Source organism: Bradyrhizobium sp. IAR9, assembly GCF_013408065.1.
Taxonomy (GTDB): domain Bacteria; phylum Pseudomonadota; class Alphaproteobacteria; order Rhizobiales; family Xanthobacteraceae; genus Bradyrhizobium.
The window spans coordinates 115,880-127,984 of sequence record NZ_JACBZW010000007.1 but is presented as its reverse complement, the minus strand read 5'-3'; the positions used below and the strand labels follow the sequence as shown (position 1 = coordinate 127,984).

15 protein-coding genes are annotated in these 12,105 nt (G+C 65.8%); 10 read left to right on the top strand and 5 right to left on the bottom strand.

Going from position 1 to position 12,105, the window contains the following annotated elements; translation table 11 throughout:
- Window positions 1–24: 24 nt before the first annotated feature.
- The 6 genes from GGD67_RS19980 to GGD67_RS19955 all read left to right on the top strand — a co-directional run bounded on the left by GGD67_RS19980 (window position 25) and on the right by GGD67_RS19955 (window position 6,074).
- Window positions 25–1,032, top strand: coding sequence for an L-threonylcarbamoyladenylate synthase (locus GGD67_RS19980; protein WP_179735262.1), 1,008 nt, complete (start codon window positions 25–27; stop codon window positions 1,030–1,032).
- 79 nt (window positions 1,033–1,111) lie between these two features.
- On the top strand, window positions 1,112–2,539 hold the full coding sequence (locus GGD67_RS19975) for an FAD-binding oxidoreductase (RefSeq protein WP_179735260.1): 1,428 nt from the start codon (window positions 1,112–1,114) through the stop codon (window positions 2,537–2,539).
- Window positions 2,536–2,979, top strand: coding sequence for a GNAT family acetyltransferase (locus GGD67_RS19970; RefSeq protein WP_179735259.1), 444 nt, complete (start codon window positions 2,536–2,538; stop codon window positions 2,977–2,979). The genes GGD67_RS19975 and GGD67_RS19970 overlap by 4 nt, the downstream gene beginning before the upstream one ends.
- Window positions 2,980–3,050: 71 nt before the next feature.
- Window positions 3,051–3,632: an NUDIX domain-containing protein gene (locus GGD67_RS19965; RefSeq protein WP_179735257.1), complete on the top strand. Its 582-nt coding sequence runs from the start codon at window positions 3,051–3,053 to the stop codon at window positions 3,630–3,632.
- A 283-nt stretch (window positions 3,633–3,915) separates the two neighbouring features.
- Entirely contained in the window at window positions 3,916–4,845 is a 930-nt protein-coding gene (locus GGD67_RS19960; RefSeq protein WP_092262485.1) for a glycine reductase, read from the top strand.
- Window positions 4,846–4,880: 35 nt separating this feature from the next.
- A complete protein-coding gene (locus GGD67_RS19955) occupies window positions 4,881–6,074 on the top strand; it encodes a CaiB/BaiF CoA-transferase family protein (RefSeq protein ID WP_018323387.1) in 1,194 nt (397 codons plus the stop codon).
- Between the two features lie 111 nt (window positions 6,075–6,185).
- Here the strand turns inward: GGD67_RS19955 and GGD67_RS19950 are convergent, their stop codons facing one another.
- Window positions 6,186–6,950, bottom strand: a complete 765-nt coding sequence (locus GGD67_RS19950; protein WP_179735254.1) for an SOS response-associated peptidase — start codon at window positions 6,948–6,950, stop codon at window positions 6,186–6,188.
- Between the two features lie 63 nt (window positions 6,951–7,013).
- Here GGD67_RS19950 and GGD67_RS19945 point away from each other — a divergent pair, with 63 nt between their 5' ends.
- From GGD67_RS19945 to GGD67_RS19930, 4 genes are all read left to right on the top strand, one after another.
- Window positions 7,014–7,514, top strand: a complete 501-nt coding sequence (locus GGD67_RS19945) for a hypothetical protein (protein ID WP_018323385.1) — start codon at window positions 7,014–7,016, stop codon at window positions 7,512–7,514.
- Between the two features lie 48 nt (window positions 7,515–7,562).
- Entirely contained in the window at window positions 7,563–7,997 is a 435-nt protein-coding gene (locus GGD67_RS19940; protein WP_179735251.1) for an NUDIX hydrolase, read from the top strand.
- 209 nt (window positions 7,998–8,206) lie between these two features.
- On the top strand, window positions 8,207–8,584 hold the full coding sequence (locus GGD67_RS19935; RefSeq protein WP_018323383.1) for a TIGR02301 family protein: 378 nt from the start codon (window positions 8,207–8,209) through the stop codon (window positions 8,582–8,584).
- A gap of 289 nt (window positions 8,585–8,873) precedes the next feature.
- Window positions 8,874–9,140 (top strand): hypothetical protein, encoded by a 267-nt coding sequence (locus tag GGD67_RS19930; RefSeq protein ID WP_018323382.1) that lies wholly within the window; start codon window positions 8,874–8,876, stop codon window positions 9,138–9,140.
- A gap of 192 nt (window positions 9,141–9,332) precedes the next feature.
- On the opposite strand, the gene GGD67_RS19925 is transcribed toward GGD67_RS19930, so the two are convergent.
- The 4 genes from GGD67_RS19925 to GGD67_RS19910 form a co-directional block, all read right to left on the bottom strand.
- Window positions 9,333–9,653 (bottom strand): cupredoxin family copper-binding protein, encoded by a 321-nt coding sequence (locus GGD67_RS19925; RefSeq protein ID WP_179735249.1) that lies wholly within the window; start codon window positions 9,651–9,653, stop codon window positions 9,333–9,335.
- A 10-nt stretch (window positions 9,654–9,663) separates the two neighbouring features.
- A complete protein-coding gene (locus GGD67_RS19920; RefSeq protein ID WP_179735247.1) occupies window positions 9,664–10,197 on the bottom strand; it encodes a DUF4142 domain-containing protein in 534 nt (177 codons plus the stop codon).
- An 88-nt stretch (window positions 10,198–10,285) separates the two neighbouring features.
- The gene (locus tag GGD67_RS19915) at window positions 10,286–10,978 is read right to left on the bottom strand and encodes an RNA polymerase sigma factor (RefSeq protein WP_179735245.1); all 693 of its coding nucleotides are present in this window, start codon (window positions 10,976–10,978) and stop codon (window positions 10,286–10,288) included.
- Between the two features lie 237 nt (window positions 10,979–11,215).
- Entirely contained in the window at window positions 11,216–12,076 is an 861-nt protein-coding gene (locus GGD67_RS19910; RefSeq protein WP_179735243.1) for a sulfurtransferase, read from the bottom strand.
- Between the last annotated feature and the right edge of the window lie 29 nt (window positions 12,077–12,105).

The following is a 12,105-nucleotide window of genomic DNA, read 5'->3' as shown; positions in this document are numbered from 1 at the left end:
TTTGGCGCACCGCAAGCGGCCGGCATGAGGAATTTTGTCCCTGTGAAAACGGGTCTTGAAACGCTGATTTTACCGGCCGGCGCGGCCGGCGCCGAGGCTGCGGCCCGCACGCTGGCCGCCGGCGGGCTGGTCGCGTTTCCGACCGAGACCGTCTACGGGCTCGGGGCGGATGCGGCCAATGCCGCCGCGATCGCCCATCTCTACGCCGCCAAGGGGCGGCCGGCCTTCAATCCGCTGATCGCCCATGTCGCGGACATTGCGGCCGCGCGGCGGATCGGCCGGTTCGACGTGCGCGCCGTGAAGCTCGCGGAAGCGTTCTGGCCGGGACCTCTGACGCTGGTGGTGCCGAAGACGGAGGGCTGCCCGGTGGCCGATCTCGCCACTGCGGGCCTCGACACGGTTGCGATTCGCATTCCCGCGCACCCGGTGGCGCAGGCAATCCTCCGCGCTTTCGGCGGCGCCGTGGTGGCGCCGTCCGCCAACATCTCCGGCCATGTCTCGCCGACGCTGGCGGCCCATGTCGAGAGCGACCTTGCAGGGCGGATCGACCTGATCGTCGATGGCGGGCCCGTTATGGTCGGCGTGGAATCGACCATCGTCGGCTGCTTCGATGCGCCGATGCTGCTGCGGCCCGGCGGGCTGTCGCGCGAGCGGATCGAGACGGTGCTGGGCGCGCCCCTGGCGCGGCCGCCTGTGGAGGCCGAGAGCGACGACAGCCAGCCGCTGGCGCCGGGCATGCTGGCCTCGCATTACGCGCCGCGCGCCCATGTGCGGCTTCGCGCGCAGGACGTTGCGCCCGGAGAAGCGCTGCTGGCGTTCGGCTCTGAGCGCCTGCCCGGCGTCGATGCGGCCGTCGCCGTCATGAATCTGTCGCCCACCGGTGATCTCGATGAAGCCGCCGCCAATCTGTTCGGCTATCTTCGCAGCCTCGACGCGAAGAGCCCGCGGGGGATTGCGGTGATGGCGATTCCCGAGGAAGGACTTGGCGAAGCGATCAATGACCGGCTGCGCCGGGCTGCGGTGGCAAGATAGCGCATGATCCGGAAAAGTGCGCAGCGGTTTTCCGATAAGACCATGCGCAAGAGACAAGAGTGGAAGTAGAGACGAGACAATGAATATCAACAAGCCTGCGATCCCTCCACTTGCGCCCGAGCTGATCGAACAATTCCGCAAGATCGTCGGCGAGCGCCATGCGATCACCGATGCGAACGACATCGAGCCTTACGTCACCGAGGAGCGCAATCTGTTTCACGGCCGCTCGCCGCTGGTGTTGCGTCCGGGCTCGACGGCGGAGGTCTCCGAAATCTGCAAGCTTGCCTCCGCGCACAAAATCGCGCTGGTGCCGCAGGGCGGCAATACCGGGCTGGTCGGTGGCCAGACCCCGCACAATGGCGAGGTCGTGGTGTCGCTGCGACGCCTGGACAAGATCCGCGAGGTCGACACCGCCTCCAATACCATGACCTGCGAGGCCGGCGTGGTGCTGCAGATCGCGCAAGCGAAGGCGACTGAGGTGGACCGGCTGTTTCCGCTCTCGCTCGGCGCGGAAGGAAGCTGCACCATCGGCGGCAATCTCTCGACCAATGCCGGCGGCACCGCCGCGCTCGCCTATGGCGTGGCGCGCGAGATGGCGCTGGGGCTCGAGGTCGTGCTCGCCGACGGGCGCGTGCTCAACGTGCTGTCGAAGCTGAAAAAGGACAACACCGGCTACAATCTGCACAATCTCTTCATCGGCGCCGAAGGCACGCTTGGCATCATCACGGCGGCGACCCTCAAGCTGTTTCCGAAGCCGCGGGCGGTCGAGACCGCCTATGTCGGGCTGAAATCGCCGGCGGCGGCGCTGAAGCTGCTGACCATCGCGCAGAGCGAGGCCGCAAATGCGCTGACGAGTTTTGAACTATTGTCGGAGATGGCGGTCGATTTCTCGGTGCGACACGGCATCGACGTGCGCGATCCGCTCGCAGAGAAGCATCCCTGGTACGTGCTGATGGAATTGTCGTCCCCCGGCGACGACGCCCGCACGCCGCTGGAGACGATCCTCGCCCGCGCCATGGAAGAGGAGATCGTCGACGACGCCGTGATCGCGGCCAACCTTACCCAACGCAACGGCTTCTGGAAGCTGCGCGAGGAGATGTCGTCGGCACAGAAGCCGGAGGGCGGCTCGATCAAGCACGACATCTCGGTGCCGATCGCCGCCGTGCCCGATTTCATCGAGGAAGCGAATGCTGCCGTTGTGAAGCTGATCCCGGGCGCGCGTCCGGTGCCGTTCGGCCATCTCGGCGACGGCAATCTGCATTACAATGTCAGCCAGCCGATCGGCGCCGACACCGCGGATTTTCTGGCTCGCTGGCACGACATGAACGCCGTCGTGTTCGAGATCGTGCTGCGCATGGGCGGATCGATCTCGGCCGAGCACGGCATCGGCGTGCTCAAGCGCGACGAGCTGCCCGACGTCAAGGACAAGACCGCGATCGAGCTGATGCGCGCCATCAAGGCGATGCTCGATCCGCTCGGCATCATGAATCCGGGGAAGGTGCTGTGAGCGCTCTTGCGATCGACGCCATCGGGGATGCCGATGTCGAGAAGGTGGTGGCGCTGTGGCAGCGCTGCGGCCTGACGCGGCCCTGGAACGATCCGCATGCCGACATCGCGCTGGCGCGGCGGCGCGATAACTCGACCGTGCTGGTCGGGCGCGACGCCGGCGCGATCGTGGCGACCGTCATGGTCGGCCATGACGGCCATCGCGGCTGGGTCTATTACGTCGCGGTCGACCCCGACGGCCGCAAGCGCGGCCATGGCCGCGTCATCATGGCCGCGGCCGAGGACTGGCTGCGCGCGGCGGGAATTTCGAAGCTGCAGCTCCTCGTCCGCCGCGAGAACGCGCAGGCCAATGCGTTCTACGGCTCGCTGGGCTTCGAGCTATCGACATCCGTGATGTTCCAGAAGTGGCTCGACGGCCGCGCGACCACGCCAAGCAACTGAGATGCAACCCGCGAACGCTGCTGCGCCCCCTCGCCCCGCTTGCGGGGCGAGGTGAAAAACAGAGAGGCTTCATGACCATTTCCGACCGCGTCCGCATCAAGGACGTCCGCGTGCTCTCGGACGGCTGGACCACGCTGAAGAACACCACGTTCGAGTATCGGCGCGCCAGCGGCGAGTGGCAGACGCAGCACCGCGAGACCTATGAGCGCGACAACGCCGCCGCCGTGCTGCCGTATAATCGCGCCGGGCGCACCGTGATCCTGGTGCGCCAGTTCCGCCTGCCGGCTTTCATCCGCGGCTACGACGATCTCCTGATCGAGGCCGCCGCCGGCGTGCTCGACAACGCCGAGCCCGAGCTGCGCATCCGCGCCGAGGCCGAGGAAGAGACCGGCTATCGCCTGCACCACGTCCACAAGGTGTTCGAGGCCTTCATGAGCCCCGGCGCCATCACCGAAAAACTGCATTTCTTCGTCGCCGAGTACGAGCCTGAGATGCGCGTCAGCGACGGCGGCGGCCTCGAGCACGAGGGCGAGGACATCGAGGTGCTGGAGCTCTCGATCGACGAGGCGCTGGCGATGATCGCCGACGGCCGCATCATCGACGCCAAGGCGATCATGCTGCTGCAATATGCGGCATTGCACGTGTTCAGGTGACTTATCCTCCCTGGAGGGGCAGGGTCGATCGCGCGAAGCGCGAGCGGGGTGGGGTGATCTCTCCACCCGGGCACTGTTGGATGTGGTGAGACCGTCACCCCACCCCGTCTCACATTTCGCCGCGCTCAATGTGAGCCGACCTCCCCCTCCAGGGGAGGGTAAGTGGCACCGCGCGTGCCGCACCATCGTCATCTGCAATTCAGGCCTGCATCTCCCCTCCCCCCGTTGAGCAACCCCAAAACTATCTCTAATCTGTCGCCAACCAAGAACCAGGAGACGCGCCATGTCCGCGCCGCGCGACGACGAATTCGGCTTTGCGCCCGATTACGACTCCCCCGTCCCCTACATGCAGCGCACCCGCGATTATTACGCGGCGATTGGCTACACCACCGCGTATCGCTGGGCGCATTACACCGAGGCGCCGTTCCAGCCGCTGAAGAAGCCGCTGGCCAAGTCGCGCGTGACCATCATCACAACCGCTGCGCCGTATGATCCCGCCAAGGGCGACCAGGGACCGGGCGCGGCGTACAACGGCAGCGCAAAGTTCTACCAGGTCTATGACGGCGACACATCGAAAGAGCACGATCTGCGCATCTCGCATATCGGCTACGATCGCAAGCACACCTCGGCGACCGACAACGGCACCTGGTTTCCGCTGCCGCAGCTGTTGAAGGCGTCCGCCGCCGGCCGCATCGGCGAGGTCGCCCCGCGGTTCTTCGGCGCGCCGACCAACCGCAGCCATCGCGTCACGCTCGACACCGACGCGCCGGACATCCTGGCGCGCTGCCTTGCGGACAAGGTTGACGTCGCGGTGCTGGTGCCGAACTGCCCGGTCTGCCACCAGACCACGGCGCTGGTGGCGCGGCATCTCGAGGCCAACGGCATTCCGACCGTGGTGATGGGCTGCGCCAAGGACATCATCGAGCACGCCGCCGTGCCGCGCTTCCTGTTCTCCGACTTCCCGCTCGGCAATTCCGCCGGCAAGCCACACGACGTCGCCTCGCAGGCGCAGACGCTGGAACTGGCGCTCAAGCTGCTGGAGAGCGCGAGCGGCCCGCAGACGACGATGCAGTCGCCGCTGCGCTGGAGCGAGGACGCCTCCTGGAAGCTCGACTACAACAACGTCGCGCAGCTGTCGCCGGAAGAGCTGGCCCGCCGCCGCGCCGAATTCGACAAGCAGAAGGAGATCGCGCGCGGCAACCGCGCCGCCTGACGTCCTCCGACAAAAACAAACAAGGGGAGAGCGACGTGACGCGACCGTTCGAGGGCGTGAAGATCCTGGATTTCACGCAAGTGCTGGCCGGCCCCTATGCCAGCTACCAGCTCGCGCTGCTGGGCGCCGATGTCATCAAGGTTGAGCGGCGCGAGGGCGAGGACATGCGCCGCACCCCGCTCAGCCGCGAATGGGCCGACCGCGGCCTCGCGCCGGCGTTCCAGGCCGTCAACGGCAACAAGCGCAGCCTGACGCTCGATCTGCAGAAGCCGGAGGCGATCGCGATCGTGAAGAAGCTCGCGGCATCGGTCGACGTCGTCATGGAGAATTTCCGTCCGGGCGTGATGGACAAGCTCGGCATCGGCTACGAGGCACTGTCGGCGATCAATCCAAAACTGATCTATTGCGCGGTCTCCGGCTTCGGCCAGACCGGCCCGGATCGCCTGCGGCCCGGCTATGACGGCAAGATGCAGGCGCTATCAGGCATCATGGCCATCACCGGCCATCCCGAGACGGGACCGACGCGCGCGGGCTTTGCGGTGTGCGACGTGCTGTCGGGCGCCACGGCCGCGTTCGGCGTCTCGAGCGCGCTGTATCAGCGCGACCGCACCGGCAAGGGCCAGCTCATTGATGTCTCCATGCTGGAGGCGACGATGGCGTTTCTGTCGGGACAGATCGCGGACTGGTCGGTCGCCGGCCATCGCCAGACACTCTCGGGCAACCAGGCCGTGAGCCGCAGGACGACGGCGAATTTGTTCAAGTGCGGCGACGGCCACATCCTGCTCGCCGTCAACAACGAGAAGCAGTACCGCGCGCTGATGAGCGCGCTCGGTCGCGAGGACACGCTGAGCGACCCGCGCTTTGCCGACTGGTTTTCGCGCAACGAGAACGAGCCGGCGCTGCGGGCCATCATCGAAGCGGCGCTCGCGGCCAGGCCGGCGCGCGAATGGGAGACGATCCTTGAGGACGCCGGCGCGCCCTGCGCGAGCATCTGGAAGGTCGAGGAGGTGATCGACCATCCGCAGATCAAGGCGCGCGGCGCGATCCAGCAGCTGGACACGCAATACGGCCGCCTGCGCTTTGCCGGCAGCGGCTTCAAGCTCGCCCATGGCGGCGGCAGGCTGGACCGGATGGCTCCGGAGCTCGGCGCGGATACCGATGCCGTGCTGGACGAGCTCGGATTCGATGCGGCGGAGATCGCGGGGCTGAGGGCAAGGGAGGTCGTTTAAGACTCCGCTGCCGTAGGGTGGGCAAAGCGAAAGCGTGCCCACCACTGCCCGTTGAGGAGAGAGATCGTGGGCACGGCGCGTTGCGCCTTTGCCCACCCTACGGCAGCGTGGCTAGAACAACGACCCCTGCCCGTCATCCGCCGGCCCGGCCGCCGCCTTCCGCGCCGCCTTCTTTGGTTTCGCCGCCCCGGCTTCTGCCGCCATCTCCTCTGCGCTGATCGGCAGCAGCAACTGATCGTCGTCATTGGCGAAGCGGTTGACGCGGGTGGAGACTGGGTGCCAGGCAAACTCGCCGATGCGCGGCGCGGTCATCAGCGGCAGGATGGCATCGACCTCGTCGCCCCTGATGTCGAGCCAGCGCTCGAAATCGCGCTCGCTGATGGTGACGGGTACGCGGTCATGCAGCGCGGCGAGATCCTCGCCCGCCGCGGCCGTGACGATCGCGACCGTGTCGAGCTCCTCGCCGTTCGGCCCGGCCCAGGTCTCGAACAATGCGGCAAAGCCGAGCGGCGCACCGTCGGCGCGGTGGATGAAGAAGGGCTGCTTGCGGCCGTCCTCCACCTTCCATTCGTAATAGCCATCGGCCGGGATCAGGCCGCGGCGCCGGCGAATCGCGCGTTTGAAGGCGGGCTTCTCCAGCACCGTCTCGGAGCGGGCATTGATCAGGAGCGTAAAGCCCTTGGGGTCCTTGACCCAGCCCGGCAGCAATCCCCAGCGCATCAGGCGGAAATGGCGCGCGCCATTCTCCATCAACACGACCGGGATCGGTTGTGTCGGGGCGACATTGTACCGGGGCGGGAAGTTGGGCTGCTCGACATAGCCGAACAGTTGCCGCAAAGCCGCGGGGGCCGAAGTTATGACGAAGCGTCCACACATCCCAGGGTGTCTATATAGGGTCCGTTCAGGTCCTTTTAACCCCGAACGTTAACACTGCGGCAGATGAGCTCAACGGCCTCCCAACCCGCGCGGACGCATGCACAGACGGGCCCCGAGGCCGCCGACTGGGCCGAACGGCTGCGCGTGGCCAATATCAACCCGCGGACCGGGCTTGCCACCGACTATCTCAACCATTTCAATGAAGCCGTGATGCTGCTGGAAATGGTTCCGGACATGCCGGAATGCGCGGAAGATTTCTTGACCTGGTCGCCGCTGTCCTATGCCGAGCATTTCACGGCGTCGAATTTCAAGGCGCGGGATCTGGCTATCGAGGCCTATGAGAAGGCCAACCCCAACGTGCGCGCCCAGTTCGACCACATCACCGATACCATGACCTCGATCCTGACCGCGGTCGGCTCGGCCATGCGCGAGGTCGAGAAGGACACGACCCGCGTCCGCCTCGCCGAGCAGGCCACGCTCTGGGTCAAGCCGCTGATCGCCGCCTGCGGCGGCATCATCAATGGCGGGGCGGAAGCCGACGTCGACACCATCATGGCGAACTGAGCCAGGTCCTTTAGAATTAGGCCTTCAAGAACCAGGTCCTTCAAGAAAATGGCTTCGGTCGTCCAGCCCACCCATCCCCAGCTCGCCGTCAGCGCCGCGATTTTCCGCGACGGCAAGGTGCTGCTGACCCGCCGCGCCCGCTCGCCCGCCAAGGGCTTCTATTCGCTCCCGGGCGGCCGGGTCGAATTCGGCGAATCGCTGCATCAGGCCCTGAGCCGCGAGGTCGACGAGGAGACCGGGCTCGACATCGCGATCGTCGGCCTCGCCGGCTGGCGCGAGGTGCTGCCCGCCGCGCCCGGTGCCGGCCATTATCTGATCATGTCGTTTGCCGCCCGCTGGGTGGCCCGGGAGCCGATCCTGAACGACGAGCTCGACGACTACCGCTGGATCGCCCCCGACGCTCTGGCGGGCCTCGGCGACCTCAAGCTGACCGGGGGGCTGGACGAGGTCATCCAGTCCGCCGCGCGGCTCGTAATAACCTGAAGCCAGCTCCGGGCTCCGCTGCACCTCTCCCGCTTGCGGGGGAGGTCGACGCGCTTGCAAGAGCGCGGCGGGTGGGGCCTTTCTCCTCTTGGGGGGTTCTCGCCCGCGGCGACACCCCCTCCCCAGCCCTCCCCCGCAAGCGGGAGAGGGAGCGTACCGCCCTCGCGTCGCCTTGCGTCAACAGCCTCGAAGAGGCATACACCCCGCCGATGTCCACGCGATTTCTGGCCATTTTTGCCCTGATTCTCGCCTGCGCCTCCGGACCCGCGAGGGCCCAGGACGGGGCGGCGCCGTTTGACGGCGATTTGCAGCGGCTGGCGGAGATCCTCGGCGGGCTGCACTATCTGCGCGGCATCTGCGGGTCCAACGAGGGCAACAAATGGCGCAACGAGATGCAGGCGCTGATCGATGCCGAAACCCCCTCCGGGGAGCGCCGCACCCGCATGATCGCCGGCTTCAACCGCGGCTATAACGGCTTTCAGCAGACCTATCGGAGCTGCACGCCGGCGGCGACGGTGGCGATCCGCCGCTATATCGAGGAAGGCTCGAAGATCTCGCGCGATCTGACGGCGCGCTACGCAAACTGAGCTCTCGCCAACCGCACTCTCAGCCGTAACTCCTCATCCTGAGGAGCGCGGAACGCGCGTCTCGAAGGATGGAAGGCCCAGCTGCGGCAGCGGGACCTTCCATGGTTCGAGACGGCGCTGACGCGCCTCCTCACCATGAGGGTTGGGCAGCCGGTGGAACCCTGTCATCGACTTTGTTCACAGCCGTTAACCGTTCTTAAAGATGTGGCCTAGCGGTCGTTAATGCGCGTGCTACACCTTCTCGCACAGCGCATCGCCGTGGATCGCGCCCCAGCCCCGATCGAGTTTCATGAGCCAGCCGATTTCCTACGCCCCCGACCGCGCGCCGCTGCCCGATCACGAGCAGAAGCAGGCCGCACTGAGCTATCTCAACGAGGCCTGGGCCGAAGCGCGCCATGAGGGCGTCGACGGCGATTGCCTGGCGCAGGCGAGCTTGTTTGCGGCCTTCGCCGAGCTCGTCGGCACCTATGGCGAGGACGCGGTCGCAAAGTTCGTCGAGGGTTTTCCGGGTCGCATCCGCAACGGCGAGTTCTCGGTCACGCTCGCGAGGCAGTAAGCTTTCCGCGAAAATGACCCCGCCACGCGGGCGGGGCCAGTCAACGGATGAATGACTTTGCGAACGGATTTGGCGAAAGCCTTCGCGAAGTCTGCCGCGTTTATCGCACGGAAGCCGCTTGCCGCGGACAAGCATTAGTCTCGCGGCGGCCGGGAGATGTTCCCGCGGCGATCAGGAACCTGCTCCCTCCCCTCACGGCTCGACCTTGAGCGTCGCTTTCATGTTGGGATGATAGCGGCAGTAATAGTCGATCACTCCCGCCTTCTTCAGAACCGATGTCGCCGACTTGTTCGGCGGCAGCGTCACGTCAAAGTCGCCGTTCTTCGCCGTGGCGGTGTGGGCGAAGACGTCCTTGTTGATCCAGGTAATGGTATCGCCGATCTTCGCCGATACCTCGGCCGGAGCAATCACGAGATTGTCCATCGTGATCTCGATCGTCGCGGCGTGTGCCGGCGCGACCATCGCCGCAAGGACAAGTGCTATGGCGATCGAAGCCAGTCGCTCCGGCATCATTGCCACTCCCCTATTTCAGCTCGGCCGCGACGTGCTCGGCGTGCTGCTGGTGTCCCTGGAAGATCTTCAGGCCCGTCTGTAGCAGGCTCTTCAGCTCGGCATTGTTCGCGGACGGGATCAGCTGGATCTCCAGCGCGCCGTTGACCGCCTTGTGGTAGGCGACCTCGTTGGCGACGTAGGCCTTGTCGAAGGCGGCGCCGTCCAGCTTGTCGAGCTCGGCCAGCTTGTCGCTCGCCTGCTTCGACAGCGCCTTGCTGGTGTCGTTGTCCTCAGGCGTGACGTTCAGCTTCTTGACCAGCGCGAGCGCCTGCTTGTTGACGGCCTCGTGGTCGCGCAGCATGTCCTCGGCAAACGCCTTGACGTCCTTGCTCTTCGCCTTCTTCTGCGCCTGCTTGGCCGCGTTGATGTCGATCACGCCGGCGGTGTAGGCGATATGGGCGATCTGGGGATCGGTGGGCTTGTCGGCTGCGCCGGCGCTTTGCAGCAGCGCGGGACTCGACAACAGAATGGCCGCGGCGATCGCCGCGCTCCGTCGGGTGAACATGGCTCGATGCTCCTGTGGTGCCGGACGTTGGCCGGCGCGTTGCTTCACAGGGATTGGATGGGCGTTTTGCGCGAACGTTCCCGAAAAATCATGAGCCGATGCCAAGGCGCCTGAGCACCGCCTCCGTCAGGCACTCGCAGCGCTGTCCGGCGAACGGAAACGCGTCCATCACGACGGGGCCGATCTTCTTCTCGACGTTCTCGCGCAGCAGGGTGCGCGCACGGTGCAAGCGCGTCTTGACGGTCTCGGGCCTGATGCCGAGCAGCTCGGCCGTCTCCTCCATGCTCATGGCCTCCATCACCCGCGCGATGAAGACCATGCGGAAGGCATCGGGCAATTCATCGACCGCGTGTTCGACGACACGCTGGATCTCGCGTTGGGCCATGGATTTTTCCGGATCGGTTGCGGCGGACGAAAGGGGAAACTGGATGATCTGTGCTTCCAGCGTTGCCTCCGGCACCGATCCCAGCTCGACCTGCGGCTTCCGACTGCGCAAGCGCCCGAGCGCCTCGTTGATCGCAATGCGCGACAACCAGGTCGACAGCGCGGCTTCACCCAGAAAGCCATCGAGATGCGTGAAGGCGCGGACATAGGTTTCCTGAACCACGTCCTCGGCCTCGCTGTCGCTGCGCAATATCCCGCGCGCGAGGCGATAGAGCCTGCGATTGTTGGCCTGCATGATCTCGCGGAGCGCAGCCTCGTCACGGCGCCGCGCGCGCTCGATCAGCTCGACTTCCGATGTCCTGAGGCCGGCGGACAGGCCGGCTGCGGTCCCTGGCATGGCGGGCACCTTATCTCCATTGGTTCCGGACATTGGATGCAAACCAAGGAAAAAAGTTCCTGACTTTCTTACCTTCCCCTGGAGGGGGAGGGTCGATCGCGCGCAGCGCGAGCGGGGGTGACAGTCTCTCCTCAGAGCCGGTGCCCGAGTGGAGAGATCACCCCACCCCGCTTCACCTCTCGCTTCGCTCGACGTGAAGCGACCCTCCCCCTCCAGGGGAGGGTAAGAGCCGCCCACCTAATCCGTCTCGATCGGGAACGAAGGGTCCCATTCGCCCATCGAGCCGTCGTAGAGCGTCAGCTTGTCGTAGCCGAGCTGCGTCAGCAGCAAGAGGTTGATCGTCGCCGAGATGCCGCCGCCGCAATAACAGATCACGGTCTTGTCGCGCGTGACGCCCTGGGCGACGAACTTTGCTTCCGCATCCGCAAGACTCGTCAGCGTCTTGTCGGCATTGACGAGCGATGGGGCGGGAACGTTGATACTGCTGGGCACGCGGCCCGGCCGGCCGTAGCGGCTCGGCTCGAGGCCTTGGTGAAATTGCGGCAAGAGAGCGTTGACGATTGCCGTCGAGGGATCACCGATCCGTGCCTTCACGACATTCTTGTCGACGAAGAAGCCCGCGCGCGGCGTGGCCTTGAAGGTCGTGGCCGGATAGCCTTTCGGTGCGCCCGTCTCGACCGGACGTCCCTCCTCCTTCCATTTGTCGAAGCCGCCGTCGAGCACCAGCGCATCGACGCCGAGCGAACGCAGCATCCACCAGAACCGCGTCGACCACATCATCGTGCCGATGCTGTAGAGCACGATGGTCTTGCTCGCATCGAGGCCATGGCGGCCGAAGGCGGCCTCCAACTGGCCGACATCAGGCATCATGAAGAGGGGGCGCGCGGAGGTGTCGGCGAACTCGCCTTGCAGGTCGAGGAAATCGGCGCCCGGAATATGGCCGGCGGCGAAGGACTTGTCGCCGGGGACTGCGCGATACGGTACGTCACTGCCCGGCGGCACCGGCTCGTTGTAGGTCGTGCAATCGTAGAGGCGCAGGTTGGGATCGCCGAGGATGACGGCAAGTTGTTCGGTGGCGATGAGGGCACTTTGGCTCATTGGATAGTCTCCCATCATACGCATACTAT

Bases quoted from the DNA above. Each gene is read 5' to 3' on its own strand.
- GGD67_RS19980 (WP_179735262.1), top strand. From the start codon at position 25: ATGAGGAATTTTGTCCCTGTGAAAACGGGTCTTGAAACGCTGATTTTA.
- GGD67_RS19975 (WP_179735260.1), top strand. From the start codon at position 1,112: ATGAATATCAACAAGCCTGCGATCCCTCCACTTGCGCCCGAGCTGATC.
- GGD67_RS19965 (WP_179735257.1), top strand. From the start codon at position 3,051: ATGACCATTTCCGACCGCGTCCGCATCAAGGACGTCCGCGTGCTCTCG.
- GGD67_RS19960 (WP_092262485.1), top strand. From the start codon at position 3,916: ATGTCCGCGCCGCGCGACGACGAATTCGGCTTTGCGCCCGATTACGAC.
- GGD67_RS19950 (WP_179735254.1), bottom strand. From the start codon at position 6,950: ATGTGTGGACGCTTCGTCATAACTTCGGCCCCCGCGGCTTTGCGGCAA.
- GGD67_RS19945 (WP_018323385.1), top strand. From the start codon at position 7,014: ATGAGCTCAACGGCCTCCCAACCCGCGCGGACGCATGCACAGACGGGC.
- GGD67_RS19940 (WP_179735251.1), top strand. From the start codon at position 7,563: ATGGCTTCGGTCGTCCAGCCCACCCATCCCCAGCTCGCCGTCAGCGCC.
- GGD67_RS19935 (WP_018323383.1), top strand. From the start codon at position 8,207: ATGTCCACGCGATTTCTGGCCATTTTTGCCCTGATTCTCGCCTGCGCC.
- GGD67_RS19930 (WP_018323382.1), top strand. From the start codon at position 8,874: ATGAGCCAGCCGATTTCCTACGCCCCCGACCGCGCGCCGCTGCCCGAT.
- GGD67_RS19925 (WP_179735249.1), bottom strand. From the start codon at position 9,653: ATGATGCCGGAGCGACTGGCTTCGATCGCCATAGCACTTGTCCTTGCG.
- GGD67_RS19920 (WP_179735247.1), bottom strand. From the start codon at position 10,197: ATGTTCACCCGACGGAGCGCGGCGATCGCCGCGGCCATTCTGTTGTCG.
- GGD67_RS19915 (WP_179735245.1), bottom strand. From the start codon at position 10,978: ATGCCAGGGACCGCAGCCGGCCTGTCCGCCGGCCTCAGGACATCGGAA.
- GGD67_RS19910 (WP_179735243.1), bottom strand. From the start codon at position 12,076: ATGAGCCAAAGTGCCCTCATCGCCACCGAACAACTTGCCGTCATCCTC.